The organism is Nocardiopsis kunsanensis DSM 44524 (genome assembly GCF_000340965.1).
Taxonomy (GTDB): domain Bacteria; phylum Actinomycetota; class Actinomycetes; order Streptosporangiales; family Streptosporangiaceae; genus Nocardiopsis; species Nocardiopsis kunsanensis.
Window position 1 is genome coordinate 45,868 of the sequence record NZ_ANAY01000007.1, and the last position, 19,194, is coordinate 65,061.

General features: G+C 70.2%; 20 protein-coding genes. 14 read left to right on the forward strand and 6 right to left on the reverse strand.

What is annotated here, in order from left to right; all coding sequences use genetic code 11:
* Nucleotides 1-21: 21 nt before the first annotated feature.
* Nucleotides 22-1,254: a radical SAM family heme chaperone HemW gene (hemW, locus tag D456_RS0106150; protein ID WP_017575287.1), complete on the forward strand. Its 1,233-nt coding sequence runs from the start codon at nt 22-24 to the stop codon at nt 1,252-1,254.
* A gap of 60 nt (nt 1,255-1,314) precedes the next feature.
* Here hemW and D456_RS23750 read toward each other — a convergent pair whose 3' ends face one another.
* Together D456_RS23750 and D456_RS0106160 are read right to left on the reverse strand one after the other, a co-directional pair.
* Nucleotides 1,315-2,010: a DUF4870 domain-containing protein gene (locus D456_RS23750; RefSeq protein WP_040698794.1), complete on the reverse strand. Its 696-nt coding sequence runs from the start codon at nt 2,008-2,010 to the stop codon at nt 1,315-1,317.
* A 71-nt stretch (nt 2,011-2,081) separates the two neighbouring features.
* Nucleotides 2,082-2,411, reverse strand: a complete 330-nt coding sequence (locus tag D456_RS0106160) for a DUF4870 domain-containing protein (protein ID WP_026115619.1) — start codon at nt 2,409-2,411, stop codon at nt 2,082-2,084.
* On the opposite strand from D456_RS0106160, the gene D456_RS26820 reads away from it, so the two are divergent.
* Nucleotides 2,400-2,999: a hypothetical protein gene (locus tag D456_RS26820; RefSeq protein ID WP_160166718.1), complete on the forward strand. Its 600-nt coding sequence runs from the start codon at nt 2,400-2,402 to the stop codon at nt 2,997-2,999. The two genes, D456_RS0106160 and D456_RS26820, sit on opposite strands and share 12 nt — an antisense overlap.
* Before the next feature lie 194 nt (nt 3,000-3,193).
* Here the strand turns inward: D456_RS26820 and D456_RS0106170 are convergent, their stop codons facing one another.
* A complete protein-coding gene (locus D456_RS0106170) occupies nt 3,194-4,036 on the reverse strand; it encodes a DUF3097 domain-containing protein (RefSeq protein WP_017575291.1) in 843 nt (280 codons plus the stop codon).
* Between the two features lie 173 nt (nt 4,037-4,209).
* On the opposite strand from D456_RS0106170, the gene hrcA reads away from it, so the two are divergent.
* From hrcA to D456_RS0106185, 3 genes are read left to right on the forward strand one after another with little or no spacing between them, the layout of a single operon-like run.
* On the forward strand, nt 4,210-5,223 hold the full coding sequence (gene hrcA, locus D456_RS0106175; RefSeq protein ID WP_017575292.1) for a heat-inducible transcriptional repressor HrcA: 1,014 nt from the start codon (nt 4,210-4,212) through the stop codon (nt 5,221-5,223).
* Between the two features lie 4 nt (nt 5,224-5,227).
* Complete coding sequence (gene dnaJ / locus D456_RS0106180) at nt 5,228-6,376, forward strand: molecular chaperone DnaJ (protein ID WP_017575293.1); 1,149 nt, start codon at nt 5,228-5,230, stop codon at nt 6,374-6,376.
* Complete coding sequence (locus D456_RS0106185; RefSeq protein ID WP_017575294.1) at nt 6,373-7,119, forward strand: 16S rRNA (uracil(1498)-N(3))-methyltransferase; 747 nt, start codon at nt 6,373-6,375, stop codon at nt 7,117-7,119. Before dnaJ ends, D456_RS0106185 begins: the two co-directional genes overlap by 4 nt.
* Nucleotides 7,120-7,180: 61 nt before the next feature.
* Here D456_RS0106185 and D456_RS0106190 read toward each other — a convergent pair whose 3' ends face one another.
* Entirely contained in the window at nt 7,181-7,876 is a 696-nt protein-coding gene (locus tag D456_RS0106190; RefSeq protein WP_017575295.1) for a hypothetical protein, read from the reverse strand.
* Nucleotides 7,873-8,403, reverse strand: a complete 531-nt coding sequence (locus D456_RS0106195) for a SigE family RNA polymerase sigma factor (protein ID WP_017575296.1) — start codon at nt 8,401-8,403, stop codon at nt 7,873-7,875. Before D456_RS0106195 ends, D456_RS0106190 begins: the two co-directional genes overlap by 4 nt.
* 277 nt (nt 8,404-8,680) lie before the next feature.
* On the opposite strand from D456_RS0106195, the gene D456_RS0106200 reads away from it, so the two are divergent.
* The 7 genes from D456_RS0106200 (at nt 8,681) to era (ending at nt 15,282) form a co-directional block, all read left to right on the forward strand.
* Entirely contained in the window at nt 8,681-9,031 is a 351-nt protein-coding gene (locus D456_RS0106200) for a histidine triad nucleotide-binding protein (protein ID WP_017575297.1), read from the forward strand.
* Between the two features lie 149 nt (nt 9,032-9,180).
* Nucleotides 9,181-10,293, forward strand: coding sequence for a PhoH family protein (locus D456_RS0106205; protein WP_017575298.1), 1,113 nt, complete (start codon nt 9,181-9,183; stop codon nt 10,291-10,293).
* Nucleotides 10,294-10,531: 238 nt separating this feature from the next.
* Nucleotides 10,532-12,085 (forward strand): RNA-guided endonuclease IscB, encoded by a 1,554-nt coding sequence (gene iscB, locus D456_RS0106210; protein ID WP_026115621.1) that lies wholly within the window; start codon nt 10,532-10,534, stop codon nt 12,083-12,085.
* A gap of 29 nt (nt 12,086-12,114) precedes the next feature.
* Nucleotides 12,115-12,603, forward strand: a complete 489-nt coding sequence (gene ybeY, locus D456_RS0106215) for an rRNA maturation RNase YbeY (protein ID WP_017575300.1) — start codon at nt 12,115-12,117, stop codon at nt 12,601-12,603.
* Nucleotides 12,600-13,976: a hemolysin family protein gene (locus D456_RS0106220; protein ID WP_017575301.1), complete on the forward strand. Its 1,377-nt coding sequence runs from the start codon at nt 12,600-12,602 to the stop codon at nt 13,974-13,976. Before ybeY ends, D456_RS0106220 begins: the two co-directional genes overlap by 4 nt.
* A complete protein-coding gene (locus D456_RS0106225) occupies nt 13,973-14,317 on the forward strand; it encodes a hypothetical protein (protein WP_017575302.1) in 345 nt (114 codons plus the stop codon). The genes D456_RS0106220 and D456_RS0106225 overlap by 4 nt, the downstream gene beginning before the upstream one ends.
* A gap of 8 nt (nt 14,318-14,325) precedes the next feature.
* Nucleotides 14,326-15,282: a GTPase Era gene (era, locus tag D456_RS0106230; protein WP_017575303.1), complete on the forward strand. Its 957-nt coding sequence runs from the start codon at nt 14,326-14,328 to the stop codon at nt 15,280-15,282.
* A 98-nt stretch (nt 15,283-15,380) separates the two neighbouring features.
* Here era and D456_RS0106235 read toward each other — a convergent pair whose 3' ends face one another.
* On the reverse strand, nt 15,381-16,115 hold the full coding sequence (locus D456_RS0106235) for an IclR family transcriptional regulator (RefSeq protein ID WP_026115622.1): 735 nt from the start codon (nt 16,113-16,115) through the stop codon (nt 15,381-15,383).
* Nucleotides 16,116-16,407: 292 nt separating this feature from the next.
* Between D456_RS0106235 and D456_RS0106240 the strand changes: the two genes are divergently transcribed.
* Entirely contained in the window at nt 16,408-17,682 is a 1,275-nt protein-coding gene (locus D456_RS0106240; protein ID WP_017575305.1) for a DUF6986 family protein, read from the forward strand.
* Between the two features lie 102 nt (nt 17,683-17,784).
* Complete coding sequence (allB, locus tag D456_RS0106245; protein ID WP_017575306.1) at nt 17,785-19,149, forward strand: allantoinase AllB; 1,365 nt, start codon at nt 17,785-17,787, stop codon at nt 19,147-19,149.
* Nucleotides 19,150-19,194: the final 45 nt, after the last annotated feature.

A 19,194-nucleotide genomic window follows, 5' to 3' on the forward strand; every position in this document is an offset into this window, starting at 1 on the left:
CGCGTCGGCGACACTGGGGACATGCCTTCCGTAGCCCTCGACGGCGAAGCCGTACCGTCCACCGGTGCCCTGCCCGAGGAGGCACTGGCCGAGCTCGGCCGGCGTCCCCTCGGGTTCTACGTCCACGTACCGTTCTGCGTCACCCGTTGCGGGTACTGCGACTTCAACACCTACACCGCCGAGGAGCTCGTCTCCCGCGACGGCACCGCCACGTCCTCGCGGGAGACCTACGCGGACCAGGCCCTCGCCGAGATCGATCTGGCCGACCGGATCCTGACCGGCGAGCGTCCCCGGGTCAGCACGGTCTTCGTGGGCGGGGGAACACCCACACTCCTGCCGGCCGAGGACCTCGGACGCATCGTCACCCGGATCCGCGACCGCTTCGGCCTGCATCCCGACGCCGAACTCACCACCGAGGCCAACCCGGAGACGGTCGACCCCGACTATCTCGCCCGTTTGCGCGAGGCAGGGTTCACCCGGGTCTCCTTCGGCATGCAGAGCGCACGCGAACACGTCCTGAAGGTCCTGGAACGGGGGCACACCCCCGGCAGGCCCGAGCAGTGCGTGGCCTGGGCCCGTGAGGCCGGCTTCGACCACGTCAACCTCGACCTCATCTACGGGACCCCGGGAGAGACCGACGAGGACTGGGCCGCGTCCCTGGAAGCAGCGATCGCCGCGGGTCCCGACCACGTCTCGGCCTATTCCCTCATCGTCGAGGAAGGCACCCGCCTGGCCGTACGTGTCCGCCGCGGTGAACTCTCCGAACCGGACGAGGACACCATGGCCGACCGCTACCTCATGGCCGACGACACCCTCACCGCAGCCGGGTACCGCTCCTACGAGGTCTCCAACTGGGCCCGTGGCCCGCACGGGCGCAGCGAGCACAACCACCTGTACTGGACCGGCGGTCACTGGTGGGGGGTGGGGCCGGGCGCCCACAGCCATGTCGGCGGCACCCGCTGGTGGAACGTCAAACACCCGGCCGCCTACGCCCAGCGTCTGGCCGCCGGAGAGAGCCCCGGCCACGCACGGGAAGTGCTCACCGCGGAGGAACGCCGCTTCGAACGCATCCTCCTGGAACTGCGTGTGGCCGAGGGCTGCCCGCTCGACCTCCTCGACGCGCACGGCCGTGCCGCCGCCGAACACGCTGTCGCCAAGGGCCTGCTCGGGGCCGACGCGTACCGTAGCGGCCGTGCTGTCCTGACCCGACGCGGCCGCCTGCTGGCCGATGCAGTCGTCCGCGAACTCACCTGACCCGGACAGGAACGGAGGGGACCGCTACGGGCCCCCTCCGGTATGTGTGTTGCCCGTCCCTCAGCTGACCCAGTTGACGTTGAACGGGAAGCGGTACCACTCACCGCGCCCTGCCGCGCCGGCGGCCTTGATCTGCAGCACGATCGAGGTGATGAACAGCGCCATCCACGTCAGGTATCCGATGAGCACGAACATCAGCACACCGCTGATGAAGTAGCCGATCAGCATCAGCAGCTGGAAGTTGAGCGCTTGTGCGGTGTGGTACCGCACGTAGGGCGACTCGTCCTTCTTCAGCAGGTACATGATGAGCGCGACGAGCCATCCGAAGATCGCACCGATGTGCGCGACCTTCGCCGAGTCGCACTCGGGCGGGGTCGGATGGCCGTAGCCGTACATGTCGCCGCCCTGGCCGTAGGGAGCACCCCACGCCTGGCCCTGGTGGGGCGAGGGCATACCGGGGCCCTGGCCGTAGGGGACCGGCATGTTGCCCTGCTGGTAGCCGGCAGGAGGCATGCCCTGGCCCCCGGGGTGGTCGCCGGCCGCGGGCGGCGGACCGTAGCCGCCGCTCTGCGGCTGTTGTCCCCCCGAGTGCGGGGGCGGGTAACCACCGGGTGCCTGGGCGGGCGGGGGCGGGTAGCCACCGGGTGCCTGGGCGGGCGGTGGCGGGTAACCGCCGGTGCCGCCCTGGGGAGGCATGCCGCCGTTGTGCTGCCATCCCTGACCACCGTGGCCCGGGGGAGGGTGCGGATAGGACATGTGAATACCTCGGTCGTCCTGATTGTGGGTGCAACGTGTCCCCGGGCAGGCGCAGGGCACCGGGGGCAGGGTCATTTGAGAAGGCGGATACTCAGCGGGTAGCGGTACCAATGCCCCTTGTTCGCGCTGGTGGCGGCCAGCACGCCGAAGACGATCGCGACGATCCAGATCAGCGCGAACAGAGCCGAACCGATCCAGGACAGCGTCGGGAAGAAGATCCCCAGTGAGATGAAGGTCGCCAACGCGATGATGTAGGGGATGAGCAACGTGAACTGGAAGTTGGCCGCCTCGGAGGAGTGGTGGCGTACGAACGCCGACTGTTTGCGCTTGGCGAGGTGGATCGCCAGCGGGGGCAACCACCCAACACAGGCCAGGATGAAACCGGAAAGGTGCGCCAGCATGCCCACGAGCACGTCGTTGCCGCTGCCCGGAGCCTGCTGGGCCGGGGCGCCGGGCTGACCGTGGATCCCCTGATCGGGTCCGCCGTAGGGGCCGGGCTGTGGAGGCTGCTGGCCGTACCCCGGCTGCGGGGGCATGCCGGGCTGTCCCGGCTGTGGAGGCTGGCCGGGCTGCGGAGGCTGTCCGGGCGGTCCGTACCCGTGCTTCTGGGGCTGCTGCGGGGCGCCGTAGGGGCCGGGCTGCGGTGGCTGCTGGCCGTACCCCGGCTGCGGGGGCATGCCGGGCTGTCCCGGCTGTGGAGGCTGGCCGGGCTGCGGAGGCTGTCCGGGCGGTCCGTACCCGTGCTGCTGGGGCTGCTGCGGGGCGCCGTGGCCCGGCAGACCGCCCGAGGGCCGGCCCTGGGACGGCGGCCCGTACCCGGGCTGTCCGCCGGAGGGCGGCTGCTGAGCCCGGTCCGGCTGACCGTGCTCGGGCGCGTACGGGGACTGAGCTCCCGAGGGCTGTCCGGGGGCCGGCTGCTGGGGAGCATGACCGGGGTGCGCGCCCTCGACCGGCTGCTGTTCACCCGAGGACTGCGGCGCGTACGGTGACTGCGCGCCGGACTGCTGCCCCTCCTGGGGACCCTCGTCCGGGGAAGGGGGGTTCGTCGGGGTCTCGCTCATGCTGTTCCTTGACTCCGCTGGTTGGGGGCGCTGATGGTCCTACCGGGCAGTACCGACGACCGAGGGGCCGCGGGGCCGGAGGACACGGACGGCGCACCAGTCCTGTGACGCTGCCTGAAATCCTATGGTTCCTCCGGGTGGGGTCCCGTCACGAAGTCGATGAGTTCTTCGACCCGCCCCAGCAGGGCGGGTTCCAGATCAGCATAGGTACGGACCGACCCGAGGATCCGCCCCCAGGCCTCGCCTGTGCCGCACTGCCACCCCAGGGCGTCCACCACCCCTTCCTTCCAGGGCAGGCCCCTCGGGACCTGCGGCCACGCCCCGATACCGACCGCGCCGGGCCGCACGGCCTGCCACACGTCGACGTAGGGGTGTCCGGCGACCAGGACGTCCTCACCCGTGACCCGTTCGGCGATCCGGCTCTCCTTGGAACCGGGGACCAGATGGTCGACGAGCACACCCAGTCGTCGGCCCGGACCGGGGGAGAACTCCGCGACGATCTCCGGAAGGGCATCCACACCCTCCAGGAACTCCACCGCCACGCCCTCCACACGCAGGTCGTGGCCCCAGACCTTCTCCACCAGCTCCGCGTCGTGCGCGCCCTCGACGTAGATACGGCTCTCGCGCGCCACGCGCGCACGGGCACCGGTGACCGCCACCGACCCCGAGGCGCTGCGCAGCGGCCCGCCCGATGCTTTCGGCGCCGGACGCACCAGAGTCACCGGGCGCCCCTCCAGCAGGAAGGCCGCCGGCCCCAGGTCGAAGACCCGGAGTCTGCCCTTGCGGTCCTCGAGGGTGACCGTGGCCTTGTCCCAGGACACCACCGCGCCGCAGAAGGCCTCGTCGGCGTCCTCCACCACGAGTCCGCGTTCCATCTCGACCTCGCGGACCGCGCCCTTGCGCGGCCTACGCCAGTCGCCCGCCAGCACGTCACGGCCGTAGCGGCCGGTTCCCTCGCTTGCCACGGTGGTGCAGTCTAACGGGTGGCCGTTCCCTCCCTCTCCGCACAGGCTCCGGCCTGCCCCGAGAAGCCCTGCGAGGACCGGGTCCGGGCAATCTCACCCCCGAGTCACTGCTCGGGTTTGCGATCGGGCATAGAATTGGCACTGTGGACCAAGGAGTGCCAGGAGGTGGCGAGTTGCTGAACGAGCGCAAGCTCGCAGTCCTGCGTGCCGTCGTCGAGGATTTCGTCAACACCAACGAACCGGTCGGGTCCAGGGCTCTGGCCGACCGGCACCCGCTCGGTGTCTCACCAGCGACCATCCGCAACGACATGGTGGCCTTGGAGGAGGACGGGTACATCGCCCAGCCGCACACCAGTGCCGGCCGGGTACCCACGGACAAGGGCTACCGCCTCTTCGTCGACCGGCTCTCCTCGGTCAAACCGCTCTCCGCGCCGGAACGCCGCGCGATCGAGTCCTTCCTCGGCGGTGCCGTCGACCTGGACGAGATCGTCGCCCGCACCGTGCGCCTGCTCGCACAGCTCACCCGCCAGGTGGCGATCGTGCAGTATCCTTCGCTGACACGTTCGTCGGTCCAGCACGTGGAACTGGTGCCCCTCGGGGGCCAGCGGATCATGATGGTCGTCATCACCGACACGGGCCGGGTCGAACAACGTGTCATCGACGGTCTGGAGGCCGTCAGCGAGCATGCGGTCAGCGACCTGCGTGCCATGCTCAACAGAGCCATCGCAGGGTGCTACCTCAGCGACGTCCCGGAGACGGTCGACGACCTGCCCGCGCAGGTCCCGCCCGAGCACCGCGGAATCGCGGTGTCGGTTCTCTCCGTCCTGCTGGAGAGCCTGGTCGAGCGGCACGAGGAGAAGATCGTGCTGGCTGGTACCGCCAACCTCGCCGCGGTCGACTTCGCCGCCAGTTTCAGGGACGTCCTCGAGGCCTTGGAAGAGAACATGGTCCTCATCCGTTTGTTGGGTGAGGAGAAGGATCCCTCGATGCTCACCGTGAGTATCGGCGAGGAGAATTTCCACAAGGGTCTTCGATCCACCTCCGTCGTGTCGGCCGACTACGGTGTGGGAAACCAGTCGCTGGCCAAGATCGGTGTGGTGGGACCCACCCGTATGGACTACCCCGGGACGATGGGGGCGGTCCGCGCGGTGGCTCGGTATGTCGGACAGATTTTGGCAGGACAGTAACCCAGTGGCCAGAGATTATTACCAGACTCTCGGGGTGCGTCGAGACGCGTCCAAGGACGAGATCAAGAAGGCTTACCGACGGCTCGCCCGAGAGCTGCACCCAGACATCAACCCGGACCCTGCCACGCAGGAGCGCTTCAAGGAAGTGACCCAGGCCTACGAGGTCCTCTCCGACGAGAGCAAGCGTCGGATGTTCGACATGGGTCAGGACCCCTTCGCGGCCGCCGGTGGCGGCGGCGGTGCCGGGGGCTTCGGTGGCGCCGGCGGTTTCGCGTTCGACGACATCATGAACGCGTTCTTCGGCGGGGGGCAGCCCGGAGGCGGACGCGGTCCGCGCGAGCGCGTGCGCCGCGGCCGCAGCATCAAGATCCGCGTCGAGCTCGACCTGGTCGAGACCGCCTTCGGCGTCACCAAGGAGATCACCTTCCCCACAGCGATCCTGTGCGACACCTGCCAGGGCGAGGGGACCGCGGCCGGCTCACACCGCACCACGTGCGAGATGTGCCACGGCCAGGGCGAGGTCTCGCAGGTCACCCGGTCCTTCCTGGGCCAGGTCATGACCTCCCGTCCCTGCCCGCAGTGCTCCGGCCAGGGAACGGTCATCACCGACCCCTGCGCCGACTGCACGGGCGAGGGCCGGGTGCGCGAGAAGGTCACCCGGAAGGTCAAGATCCCCGCCGGTGTCGACGACGGCGTGCGCATCCAGCTCGCCGGCGAGGGCGAGGTCGGTCCCAACGGCGGACCGCGCGGTGACGTGATCGTGGAGATCGTCCAGAAGCCGCACCCCACCTTCGAACGGCGCGGCGACGACCTGCACTGCACCATCACCGTCCCCATGACGGCCGCAGCGCTCGGTGCCTCCTTCGACTTCGACACGCTCGACGGGACCGAGAACATCGACCTGCGCCCGGGGACCAACTCCGGGCACGTCATCACCCTGCCGGGCAAGGGCGTCACCCGCCTGGAGGGCAGCGGCCGCGGCGACCTGCGCATCCGCGTGGACGTCGAGACGCCGAGCAAGCTGGACGAGGAACAGGAGTCCATGCTGCGCAAGTTCGCCGAACTGCGCGGTGAGGACAAGACACCCGGCAAGTTCAGTCCGGGGCACGGCGGGTTCTTCTCCAAGATCCGCGACGCCTTCGGCGCGAAGTGACACCGCCGGTCTTCCTCGTCGGTACCGCCGACCTCACCCCGGGCCCGGACACCACGGTCACCGTGGCCGGGCCCGAGGGCCGTCACGCGGCCATGGTGCGGCGCATCCGTGAAGGTGAGGTCGTCGATCTCTCCGACGGCGCGGGCCTGCGGGCCCGCGCCACCGTCGTGGGCGCGGGCAAGGACAGCATCGACTGCCGTCTCGGCGAGGTGCACACCGAACCCGAGCCCCGGCCCCGGTTGACCGTCGTCCAGGCACTGCCCAAGGGCGACCGCGGTGAACTGGCGGTGGAGATGATGACCGAGGCCGGAGTGGAGACCGTCGTCCCTTGGGCGGCCGAACGCTGCGTGACCCGGTGGAAGGGACCGCGCACACAGAAGTCGCTCGACAAGTGGCGCAACACCGCCCGTGAGGCCGCCAAGCAGGCCCGTCGGTCGAGGGTGCCCGAGGTCGCCGATCCGGCCGACCGGAGAACCGTGGCCGACCTCCTCGGCGACGCCACCCTCGCGGTGGTCCTGCACGAGGACGCGGACCGGACCCTGGCCACCATGGAACTGCCCGAGGACACCGGGGCCCACATCGTGCTCGTGGTCGGGCCGGAAGGTGGTTTCTCCCGGACCGAACTGGAGGCCTTCGACGAGGTCGGCGCCGTACGTGCGCTCCTGGGGCCCTCGGTCCTGCGCACCTCCACCGCCGGGGTGGCCGCGTTGTCGGTCCTGCAGGCGCGTACCGGCCGTTGGTGAACACCGGCCCCGTGCCCAGGGCGGGGCGGGAGGCTGCTTCGCCCCGCCCCGCCGTACGGGCTCAGCTGGTGCTGTCGGGGGCCTCGGTCTCGGGGGCCCCGGGGTCCTCCTGGCCGCTCTCGCCGTCCTCGGTCCCGTCCTCGTCACCGTCGTCCGGGGCGGGCTCGTCGGTCTCCTCCGGCTCGCTGGGCTCGCCGGAGGGTTCGCAGTCCTGCCCGGACTCGCCGGTGTCCGGTCGGTCCCCGTCCGGGCTCCGGGTGGGCTCGGAGCTGGGCCCGTCCTCGGGAGGGCAGGACGCCGCGGTCTCGTAGTCCTCCTCCTCGGAGGCGGTCGGACTCTGCTCCGGTGAGGGCTCGGGTGCGGGCGTCCCGGGGGGATCGCTCTCCGGCTGGGTGGTGCCGTCGTCGGTGCTCGTGGAGGTGTCCGGTGCGGCAGCCCCACCGTCGTTGTCGGTTCCGTCGCTGCCCAGGGGCGGTGTGCCGTCGCGGTCCGCGCCGGCCGGGACGATGTCCAGGACCTGGTCGCGCACCTGCGGGCTGGACATGATCACCGATGTGGCGATCAGGGCCGCACCGGCGACCGCGAGCGCGGGACGCAGCCATGGCAGACCGAACCAGGCCGCCGCGCGCCCTTTCTCGGTTCTCTCCCGGATCAGGTCGAGCCCCTCGGCGGAAGGCTGGACGGAGTCGGCCTCGGCCTTGAGGAGCTGACGCAGCTGCGCCTCGAACTCGTCTTCGTTGTGGTGTGGGCTGGTCATGTCGTCTGCTCCAGAACAGAGCGGAGTGCGGTGATGCCGCGTGAGGTGTGGCTCTTGACCGCACCTCGACTGATACCCATAGCGTCCGCGATCTGCGCCTCCGACAGGTCGCCGTAGTAACGCAGCGCGATCGCTTCGCGCTGACGGGTGGGGAGCTTGCGCAGAGCACGGATCACGGCCTCGCGCTCCAGCATGTTCATGGCGCCGATCTCGGCGCTGGGGGCATCGGGCAGGGCCTTGGGGGCGTGCTTCTCCACGACCGCCCTGTGGCGCAGGACCGACCGGGCCTTGTTCACGACCGCCTGGCGCAGGTAGGACAGGGCCTTGTTCGGGTCCCGCAGGCGTCGCCAGGCGCCGTGCATGGCCACGAACGCGTCCTGTACGACCTCTTCCGCGGTCGCGTGGTCGCGCACAAGGAGTGAGGCGAGCCGCACGAGTGGCCGATAGTGCTCCCGGTAGAGCTCCGTCACCGCGTGATCGGCGTCCCACTCCACCGAGAGCGGGGCCGTGGTGGCTCCGGCCACCATGGTTTCTGTCGTCACATCGGTTCGACGCACACCCTTGTCGCGGGGTTTACGAAAGGGCATACCTCTTCTTTCCCAAGTCGTCGTGCGATTGCATCCGTTGACATCCGAACACGCGTGGAAGGGGCAGGGGAACACGGGCCCGATGCGCACGGACGAGAAGCCTATCGCGCCGAAAACCGGTACACCCACGACCCCGGGGACCGGACCGCTCGGGGCGAACCGGGCCGGGCTGCGGCATGATGGGGCCGGAACACCCCTGAGGAAACGGAGGTTCCCCATGTCCGAGAACGATTGTCTCTTCTGCAAGATCGTCCAGGGTGAGGTGCCCGCGGAGATCGTACGCGAGGGCGAGCGCACCGTTGCTTTCCGCGACATCAATCCGCAGGCGCCCACTCATGTGTTGGTGATCCCGCGCGAACACCATCCGGACGCGGCCTCGGCGGCTGCGGCCGGGACCGGCCTGGTCGACGAGGTGACGCGGGAGGCGCACGAGGTGGCCAAGGCCGAGGGTGTGGACGGTACCGGTTACCGTCTGGTGTTCAACACCGGAAGCGGCGCGGGACAGACCGTCTTCCACCTGCACGCCCACGTCCTGGGCGGCCGTGGCCTCAACTGGCCCCCCGGGTAGAACGGCGCGGTCCACAGCCGGACTCGGAGGATCGAATCGGCCCGGGTGCCCTTGGTAGAATCGAGGACACCGGGCCACGCACACACGTACCCACCCGAACCGCGGTGGGTCGGACCGAAGGGTAGGGACAGCGGCCGCAAGGCCTCACCATGGCCGAGACAACCGACACGCAGCCGCGGCACGAGACTCAGGTCAAGGTCGTGGTGCCCGACGAGCACACGATGGTCAGTCTGCTGGGCTCGGGCGACGAGCTCCTGCGCACCCTGGAGCGCTCCTTCGACAGCGACATCCACGTGCGTGGCAACGAGTTCACGATCAGTGGCACCCCCGAGGAGACCGCGGTCGTGGTCCGCCTCGTCGAGGAGCTGATCGAGCTCGCCAAGAGCGGCACCCACGTCACCCCCGACACCATCGAGCGCATGATCCACATGCTCGGTGCCGGCAGCGAACGCCCCGTGGACGTGCTGACCACCAACATCCTGTCCAACCGCGGCAAGACGATCCGTCCCAAGACCGTCAACCAGAAGCGTTACGTCGATGTCATCGACCGGAACACGGTGGTCTTCGGGATCGGCCCCGCGGGAACCGGTAAGACCTACCTGGCGATGGCCAAGGCGGTCAAGGCGCTGCAGGAAAAAGAGGTCAACCGGATCATCCTGACCCGCCCCGCGGTCGAGGCCGGTGAACGCCTCGGGTACCTGCCGGGCAGCCTGTACGACAAGATCGACCCGTACCTGCGCCCGCTCTACGACGCCCTGCACGAGATGCTCGACCCCGAGTCCATCCCCAAGCTGATGTCGGCCGGGACGATCGAGGTCGCGCCCCTGGCATACATGCGCGGTAGAACCATTAACGACTCCTTCATCATCCTGGACGAGGCGCAGAACACCTCGCCGGAGCAGATGAAGATGTTCCTGACACGGCTGGGTTTCGGATCAAAGATCGTGGTCACCGGTGACGTCACCCAGGTCGACCTGCCCGGCGGGCAGACCAGCGGCCTGCGCACCATCGAGCGCATCCTGGGTGACATCGACGACATCGCGTTCTGCCGACTGGGCAGCGAGGACGTCGTCCGGCACAAGCTGGTCGGGCAGATCGTCGACGCCTACGGACGCTACGACGCCGAACAGGCCGCGGGTCAGGGCGAGAACCGGGGCCGCGGCGGACTGCGCGGGCGGGGCCGGTCACCGAGCCGTGGCCCGGCCGACACCCCCGAGCCCGCCGACGACGAGCCGGACGAGCCCGGGGACCGGGCAGACTAGGCAGGGTCTCCCGGGCAGACGGGGGCCTCCCCTGAGACACGGCGCCGCGAGCCGGTGGCCGCACCAGCGGTCACCGGCTCGCGCAGCGCTCTGCCAGCGCCACTCGATCACGACCACGTCCGAGTAAGGCAGTCAAAAACCGAAAAGGAAGCTCGAGTCTGAGGACCCGGGCTTTCGGCCCGCGTGGTCGAGCCCGCCTTTACCAGCACCAGCCATCACCGAGAAGGAGGTGACCTCGATGGCTACGTTCCGTACAGGAGAGCAGACCCACCCCGGCGTGCTTCCTCAGCGCCGGGCTCTGGAATTCGGGCCAGCAGACAACCCCGGGATCAGGGACGAAACGGGACCCGAACACCGTGACGCGGTACCCGGTACGGAACATGTGCGAGGGGAGACCGGACCTGCCTCACCTGGCGGTTCCGGCGTCACCCCCGACCCCGCCGGGGTCGGGGAGCAGGGCCGTGAGGCCCACACCGAACGATCCGAACCGTATGTTTTTGTCCCGGACAAGAACCAGAACCCGCTCCAGCCCTGCGCGCCCGCCCGGGCACGCAAGCTCCTGGGCAAGGGCAGGGCGGTGGTGCACCGGCGCACCCCCTGCACTATCCGGTTGAGGGACCGCACGGTTGCAGAGTCCAAGGTGGGCGGTGTGCAGGTCGGGGTCGACCCCGGTTCCCAGCACACCGGCATCGCCGTGTTCACCCACCGAGCGGGCCAACGCCGGGGCCGCTACAGCATCCAGCTCAACCACAGCGACGCCCGGATCCGCAAGAACATGGGCCAACGGGCCGCTTACCGGCGCCGACGCCGGTCGGCGAACCTGCGGTACCGCCCGCCGCGCTTTTCCAACCGCACCCGACCCCGCGGGTGGTTGACTCCGAGCTTGCGTCACCGGGTGGATACCACCACCAGTCGGGTGGACCGGTCGGCCCGGTGGGCTCCGGTGCGGGCGGTGCACATGGAACGGGTCGCCTTCGACACCCACGCTCTGTCCCCCGGTCAACCGTTGGAGGGGATCGAGTACCAGCAGGGCACCTTGCATGGCTATGAGGTCCGTGGATGTCTCTTGGCCAAATTCGGCCGCGCTTGTGTGTATTGCGGCGCGGCGAAGACCCCGCTCAACCTCGACCGCGTCCACCCCCGCTCCAAAGGTGGTTCGGATCGGGTGTCGAACCTGGTACTGGCGTGCGTGCCCTGCAACCAGGCCAAGGGTCACAGACCGGTGGCCGAGTTCGCGCCCGATCGTGCGGCGAGGATCCTGTCCCGGGCGAAGGCTCCGCTACGGGATGCGACGGCGGCCCAGTCCACCCGGTGGGCCCTGTGGCGCACTCTTCAGGAGCGTACGCCCCCGCGTGTGGGTTCGGGCGGGCGCACGAAGTGGAACCGCATGTGCAACCAGCTGCCCAAGACCCACACTCTGGACGCGCTCGTGGCCGGCGAGGCCGACACGGTCACCGAGACTGTGGGACGGGTGTTGGTGGCCGGGCGCACGGGTCGGGGTTCCTACGCCCGTACCCGCACCGACCGGTACGGTTTTGCGCGTCTGCGCCTGCCCCGCGTCAAGCGTTTCTTCACCTTCGCCACCGGCGACCTGGTGCGCGCTGTGGTCCCTGCCGGTAAGAAGGCCGGTTCCTATACCGGGCGTGTGGCGGTGCGGGCCTCGGGCCGTTTCAACATCACGACCGCCCGCGGCACGGTCCAGGGCATCGGACACAAGCACATGCGTCTGCTCCAGCGGGCTGACGGTTACGGCTACACCTGGAAAGGAGAGGGCGTTCCCTCCCGGCCCTGAAGGGCCGGATCTCTACGCCCAACAAACCGATGACCATCGAGGTCGCCAACGAATCCGGCATGGCCGGTGTCGACGAGGAACGACTGTCCCGTCTGGCCCGCCACGTGCTCGACGCGATGCGGGTGCACCCGCTCGCCGAGTTGTCCGTCGTCCTGGTCGACGAAGGGCCCATGACCGATCTGCACGTGCGGTGGATGGATGAGCCCGGACCCACCGACGTGCTGTCCTTCCCCATGGACGAGCTGCGTCCCGGCGGCTCGGGCCGCACCAGTGAACCCGGGGTCCTGGGTGATGTCATCATCTGTCCCCAGGTGGCCGAACGCCAGGGCGAGACAGCCGGGCACGGGACCCGAGCCGAGATCGACCTGCTGTGTACGCACGGCATCCTGCACCTGCTCGGGTTCGACCACGCCGAACCCGAGGAGCACAAGGAGATGTTCGGCCTGCAGGCCGAGATCCTGCGGTCCTGGGCCGGAAGCGAGGCTGCGGACCCCACCGGGGATGAGAGGTCGCTGTGAACCCGGACTCCTGGAGTGATCTGGCCCCGCTGACCACGGGCGAACCGGTCGAGTGGGCCTCGGCCTTCGCCGCTGCCCTCGTACTCACCGCCGTGGCCGGGTTCCTGGTCTCGGCCGAGGCCGCCGTGACCCGTGTGTTGTCGGTGGGGACGCCCGAGACCTCCAAGGACGTGCGCACCACCCCGAGCTCCCGTTCCTGGGCCCGGGTGGCCGAGGACCCGACCCGCCACCTCAACGTGCTGCTGTTCCTGCGTGTGGTGTGCGAGGTGTGCGCGGTGCTGACCGCTGTGGTCGGCATGGTGTTCCTGCTGGGCCTGGGCTGGCCCGCGATCGTACTGACGGCCGTGGCGATGGTCGTGTTCGAGTCGGTCCTCATCGCGATCGCCCCGCGCATCCTGGGTCGCCAGTTCGCCGGGCCGATCGCCCGGGCCAGTGCCACCGTGGTGTACCCGGTACAGGTCGTGCTGGGCCCGCTCGCGCAGCTGTTGGTGGGCGCCGGCCGCGCGTTGACCCCGCGGGGCAAGGGGGAGCGGGACGGTCCCTTCAGCACGGAGGTGGAGCTGCGTCAGCTGGTGGACCTCGCGGAGAGGGGCGAAGTGATCGACCCCGAGGAACGCGAGATGATCCACTCGGTCTTCAAGCTCGACGACACGTCGGTGCGCGAGGTCATGGTGCCGCGCCCCGACATCGTCTTCACCGGACACGGGACCCCCGTCGACGAGGTGCTCACCACCGCCCTGGAGAGCGGGTACTCGCGTATCCCGGTGACGGGTGCGGACGAGGACGACGTGGTCGGCATCGTCTACCTCAAGGACCTGATCAAGCACATACGAGGCCGCTGGCGGGCGGGTTCGGCGGACGCCTCGCCGCTGACCGCCGCCGACGTGTTGCGCCCGGCCCATTACGTGCCCGACACCAAGCCCATCGACGAGTTGCTGCGCCAGATGCAGGGCCAGCGCAACCATCTGGCGGTCGCCATCGACGAGTACGGCGGCACGGCGGGCCTGGTGACGCTGGAGGACATCGTCGAGGAGATCGTCGGCGAGATCACCGACGAGTACGACCACGAGATCCCTCCGGTGGTGCGCCTGGACGACGACCGTGTGCGTGTGACGGCCCGGTTGCCGTTGGGCGAGCTGGCCGAGCTCTACCCCGACATCGACCTGGACGTGGACGACGTGGAGACGGTCGGCGGGCTCGTCGCTTTTGTGCTGGGTCGTGTTCCAGTCGGCGGGGCCCGTGCCGAATACGCTGGTCTGAGGCTGACGCTGGAGGGCAAGAGCCGCCGCCGCAACCGGATGACGACGGTGATGGTGGAGCGCCTGCCCGAGCACGATCCACAGGAGACGGACATGAGGAGTACGGAGCAGTGACGGAGACGACGGAGCTGGGTGCCGAGGACGGCAAGCTCATCACCCTGGCGCGGGCCTCCCGCGCTCGCAACGCCGCGCCCGAGGGTGCCGCCGTACGCGACGAGACGGGCCGAACCTATGTGGCCACGACGGTGGAGCTGCGGTCGTTGCGTCTGACCGCGCTCCAGGCCGCGGTGGCCGCGGCGGTCTCCAGCGAGGCCTCCGCGCTGGAGGCGGCGGTCGTGGTGACCGACGCCAAGGAGCTGACCGAGGACGACCGCGCGGTAGCGGACGACCTGAAGACCCAGGTGACGGTGGTGGCCGCCCCGGACGGGGTGCCGTCGTCCATCGTGAAGCGCTAGAAGGATCCATGAACGACCTCGACCTCGAGAAGCTGCGTCTGCCGCTGGAAACGCCCTCCTACCCGGAAGGGTTCCGCAGCGGGTTCGCGTGCTTCGTCGGCCGCCCGAACGTGGGCAAGTCGACGCTGATGAACGCGCTGGTCGGGCAGAAGGTGGCGATCACCAGCAACCGGCCGCAGACCACGCGGCGCACGGTGCGCGGGATCGTGCACCGGCCCGAGGCCCAGCTCATCATCGTGGACACCCCTGGGCTGCACAAGCCGCGCACCCTGCTGGGGGAGCGGTTGGACTCGCTGGTGCGTTCCACCCTGGTCGAGGTGGACGTGATCGTGTTCTGCATCCCGGCGGACGAGCCCATCGGGCGGGGCGACACCTACATCGCCAAGGAGCTGGCGGAGCAGACCTCCACACCGGTGGTGGCGGTGGTGACCAAGGCCGACCTGGTGGACCGGGACGCGTTGGCCGGGCAGCTGCTGGCCGTCAGTGAGCTGGGGGACTGGGCCGACATCGTCCCGGTCTCGGCCGAGGGGGAGTTCCAGTTGGACACCGTCTCCGAGGTCCTGTGCTCGCACCTGCCCGAGGGCCCGCCCCTGTACCCGGACGGCGACCTCACCGACGAGCCCGAGGAGATGCTCGTGGCGGAACTGGTGCGGGAGGCCGCCCTGGAGGGGGTGCGCGACGAACTGCCGCACTCGATCGCCGTGGTGGTGGACGAGATGAGCGAGCGCGAGGGCAAGGAGCTCGTGGACATCTACGCGTCGTTGTACGTGGAACGCTCCAGCCAGAAGGCGATCGTGATCGGTACGAAGGGGGCCCGTCTGCGCGATGTGGGTTCGCGGGCCCGAAAGCAGATCGAGGGGCTCCTGGGACGCCGGGCGTTCCTGGACCTGCGGGTCCGGGTGGCCAAGGACTGGCAGCGTGACCCCAAGCTGCTGCGCAGGCTCGGTTTCGACCAACAGAGCTGAGCGCGTGCCCCGTGCACGGACAGGACCCGGCCGCAGAGCGTTCTGCGGCCGGGTCCTGGTGTGTGCGCTGCCGCTGTGTGAGCGGGACGCACCGGGGGTCAGCTCTGGTTGTTGAGGTCTGTGGCCAGTGCGGCAGCGCACTGCTGCACGATGGGTGCGGCGCGGTCGACGAAGTCCCAGCTCACGCGGGCCTCGGGGCCGGAGATGGAGACGGCCATACCCGAAGGGGCGCCCTCGACGGGCACGGCCACGCAGCGTACGCCGATCTCCTGTTCACCGTCGTCGATGGCGAAGCCCTGGCCGCGGATACGGCCGAGCTCGGTGACGAAGTCCTCGGGGACGGTGATGGTGCGGTCGGTGGCGGCGGGCATCCCGGTCCGGGTGAGGGCGGCCAGGGCCTCCTCGTCGGTGAGCTGGGCCAGGAGGGCCTTGCCGACGCCGGCCGAGTGCGGCAGGACCCGGCGTCCCACCTCGGTGAACATGCGCATGGCATGGGGGGAGGGGACCTGGGCGACGTAGATGACCTTGTCTCCGTCGAGCATGGCCAGGTTGGCGGTCTCGCCGAGCTCCTCGACCAGATGGGCCAGGTGGGGACGGGCCCAGGTACCGAGCATGCGCGAGGCCTTGTCGCCCAGGCCGATGAGGCGCGGGCCCAGGGCGTAGCGGCGTGAGGGAAGTTGACGTACGTACCCGTTGCCGACGAGGGTGCGGATGATGCGGTGAATCGTCGGCAGGGGCAGACCGGAGGAGTCGGCGAGCTGGCTGAGGGAGGCCTCGCCGCCCGCGTCGGCCATGATCTCCAGCAGGGCGAAGGCGCGGTCGAGGGACTGCACGCCGCCTGCGCGTCGGGGAACGTCCTCCACGGCGGAGGACACGCCCGTACGGGGGGGTTGTGAGGGTGCCAAGGATCGTGCTCCCGTGCTGTCGGCCGCAGTGGTCATGGTCATCATTCTGCTATACGAAACCAGCTTCTCACGGGAAGCGGCGCAGGGGCATCGGATAGCTCGGATGTACCCGATTGCTCTTGTTGTTCCGAATAGCAGAAGTTATTATCCGCATGTAGAAAGCGTGGCCGGTTCTCGACCGAGGACCGGGTTACCCCCACCGACGCAGGAGGACAGCCACGTGGCGAGGGACGACCTGGAGGGCGTGGCCGCACTCGCGGCCGGGCTCGACGCCCGACTCAGTGAGGCCGACACCCGGCTGGACAGCGACTACCCCGGCGCCCGCACCGGCCGCCAACCGGTGCACAGCGTCTACGTCCCCGCCGGCCGGGTCCACGCGGGCCTGGCCGCCGACTGGGGCCGCCGAGCCCTGGCAGCGCTCGACGAACACGCCCCCGAACCGGCCGACCTGGCCGCCGCCACCGGGCTGGGCGAGGCCGCCGTCGCCGATGCGCTGCCCCGTGTACGCGCCAAACTGGCCGAGGACCCGGTGGAGGACCTGCGGGTCGACCTCGAGGACGGTTACGGCGACCGCGGCGACGAGACCGAGGACACCCATGTCATGGCGGCGGCCGACGCCCTGGTCGCCGACCTGGCCGAGGGGCAGGCGCCCGCCTACTTCGGCACCCGTATGAAGGGCATGGAGGCAGCCGGGCGGCACCGCGGGGTCCGCAGCCTCACCCTGTTCCTGCAGACCCTGATGGAAGGGCACGGGTCCCTGCCCGACGGGCTGGTCATCACCCTGCCCAAGATCACCTCCGTGGAGCACGTGGAGGCGATGGTCTGGCTGTCCGAACAACTCGAACGCCGCCTGGACCTGCCCGAGGGGCGCCTGGGCTTCGAGCTGCAGATCGAGACCCCCCAGTCGGTCATGCTCAACGACGGCACCGCCGCCGTGGCACGCATGATCCGCGCCGGTGCCGGCCGGGTCACCGCCCTGCACTACGGCACCTACGACTACAGCGCCTCGGTGGGTGTGCCCGCCGCGTACCAGAGCCTGGCCCACCCGGCCGCCGACCACGCCAAGGCCGTCATGCAGGTGGCTGCGGCCGGGACAGGGGTGTGGCTCTCCGACGGAGGCAGCAACGTCATGCCCACCGGTACCACGGACGAGGTGCGCTCCGCCTGGGGCCTGCACGCCGGCCTGGTACGCCGTTCCATGGAACGCGGTTACTACCAGGGCTGGGACCTGCACCCCCACCAGCTCGTCACCCGCCACCTGGTCACCTGTGTCTTCTACCGGGAGGCCTTCGCCCCGGCCGCCGAGCGCCTGCGCGCCTACCTGGGCCAGGTCTCGGGCAACGTCGTCGACGAACCCGCCACCGCCCAGGCCCTGGCCGCCGTGCTCGTGGCCGGCCTGGGCTGCGGTGCCCTGGAGGAGACCGAGGTCGCGGTGGCCACCGGCGCCGACACCGCCACACTGGTGTCCATGGCCCATCGCCGCGTGGGCCAGTAGGGACCGAGCCCGCAGTACCGGGCCGGCAGGGCCGAGCCGCCCCTGCTCCGGCCCGAACCGAGGAAGGAGACGGGCGCCCACCCGCCGGGCGCCCACACACAGATGACCAGCCCCACCTTCGCCGTCCATGCCGACCGGGTCCTGACCCCGCAGGGCATCTCCCCGCACACCGTCGTGGTCGCCGACGGCACCGTGCAGCAGATCCTGCCCCGCGGCGCCGCACCCGCGGTCGCGGTCGAGTACGAGATTACCCTCGCCGAGGACGAGGTGCTCCTGCCAGGCCTCGTCGACAGCCACGTGCACGTCAACGAACCCGGACGTGCCGAGTGGGAGGGCTTCGCCACCGCTACCCGCGCAGCCGCCCGGGGCGGGGTCACGACCCTGATCGACATGCCCCTCAACAGCGTCCCGCCCACCACCACCGTGGGAGGGCTGGCCGCCAAGCGCGCCGCCGCCGAGGGCAAGCTCGCGATCGACGTGGGGTTCTGGGGCGGCGCCGTACCGGAGAACAGCGGTCCGGGGAGGACCGGGGAACTCGAAGCCCTGCACGAACACGGTGTCTTCGGGTTCAAGGCCTTCCTCTCGCCCTCCGGGGTGGAGGAGTTCGGCAACCTCACGCCCGGTGAACTGGACACCGCCGCGCACGCCATCGCGGCCTTCGGCGGACGCCTCATCGTGCACGCCGAGGACCCCGACGTACTCGACCGCGCCCCCGACTGCGCCGGCCGCGACTACGCCGATTTCCTGGCCTCCCGTCCCGACACCGCCGAGAACGAGGCCATCGCGCGGGTCATCGACGTGGCCCGCCGCACCGGGGTGCGTGCCCACGTGCTGCACCTGTCCAGCGCAGCCGCGCTGCCGCTCATCGCCCAGGCCCGGGCCGAGGGTGTGCCCCTGACGGTGGAGACCTGCCCGCACTACCTCACTCTGGCCGCCGAGACCATCCCGGACGGCGCCACCCAGTACAAGTGCTGCCCGCCCATCCGCGACGAGGCCAACCGCGACCTGCTGTGGCGGGCCCTGCGCGACGGGCTCATCGACTGTGTGGTCAGCGACCACTCGCCCAGCACCCCCGACCTGAAGCACCTGGAGACCGGTGACTTCGGTACCGCCTGGGGCGGCGTCTCCGGCCTCCAGGTGGGGCTGTCGGCGATCTGGACCGAGGCCCGGAGCCGTGGCGTGGCCCTGGAGGAGGCCGTGGCGTGGATGTCCTCCGGTCCGGCCCGGGTGGCTGGGCTGCACGGCAAGGGCTCGCTGGTGGAGGGGGCCGACGCCGACCTGGCCGTCTTCGCCCCGGAGGAGCCCTTCCCCGTGCGCGCCGCCGAACTGGGCCACCGCAACCCGGTGAGCGCCTACGACGGTGCCGAGCTGGTCGGCCGGGTGCGCCGCACCTTCCTGCGCGGGGTGGAGGTCGATGAGCACAGCACCGACGGGCGCATGATCGAACGCCGGGACGGGCCGGCCTGAGCACGGCCCGGCCGGAGCGGGGAGGGGCGCCCGCCGGCGCCCGCC

What these genes read in the sequence shown, in the direction of transcription:
- hemW (WP_017575287.1), top strand. Translation starts at nt 22, where the DNA reads ATGCCTTCCGTAGCCCTCGACGGCGAAGCCGTACCGTCCACCGGTGCC.
- D456_RS23750 (WP_040698794.1), bottom strand. Translation starts at nt 2,010, where the DNA reads ATGTCCTATCCGCACCCTCCCCCGGGCCACGGTGGTCAGGGATGGCAG.
- D456_RS0106160 (WP_026115619.1), bottom strand. Translation starts at nt 2,411, where the DNA reads ATGCTGGCGCACCTTTCCGGTTTCATCCTGGCCTGTGTTGGGTGGTTG.
- D456_RS0106190 (WP_017575295.1), bottom strand. Translation starts at nt 7,876, where the DNA reads ATGACCAGCCCACACCACAACGAAGACGAGTTCGAGGCGCAGCTGCGT.
- D456_RS0106195 (WP_017575296.1), bottom strand. Translation starts at nt 8,403, where the DNA reads ATGGTGGCCGGAGCCACCACGGCCCCGCTCTCGGTGGAGTGGGACGCC.
- D456_RS0106200 (WP_017575297.1), top strand. Translation starts at nt 8,681, where the DNA reads ATGTCCGAGAACGATTGTCTCTTCTGCAAGATCGTCCAGGGTGAGGTG.
- D456_RS0106205 (WP_017575298.1), top strand. Translation starts at nt 9,181, where the DNA reads ATGGCCGAGACAACCGACACGCAGCCGCGGCACGAGACTCAGGTCAAG.
- iscB (WP_026115621.1), top strand. Translation starts at nt 10,532, where the DNA reads ATGGCTACGTTCCGTACAGGAGAGCAGACCCACCCCGGCGTGCTTCCT.
- ybeY (WP_017575300.1), top strand. Translation starts at nt 12,115, where the DNA reads ATGACCATCGAGGTCGCCAACGAATCCGGCATGGCCGGTGTCGACGAG.
- era (WP_017575303.1), top strand. Translation starts at nt 14,326, where the DNA reads ATGAACGACCTCGACCTCGAGAAGCTGCGTCTGCCGCTGGAAACGCCC.
- allB (WP_017575306.1), top strand. Translation starts at nt 17,785, where the DNA reads ATGACCAGCCCCACCTTCGCCGTCCATGCCGACCGGGTCCTGACCCCG.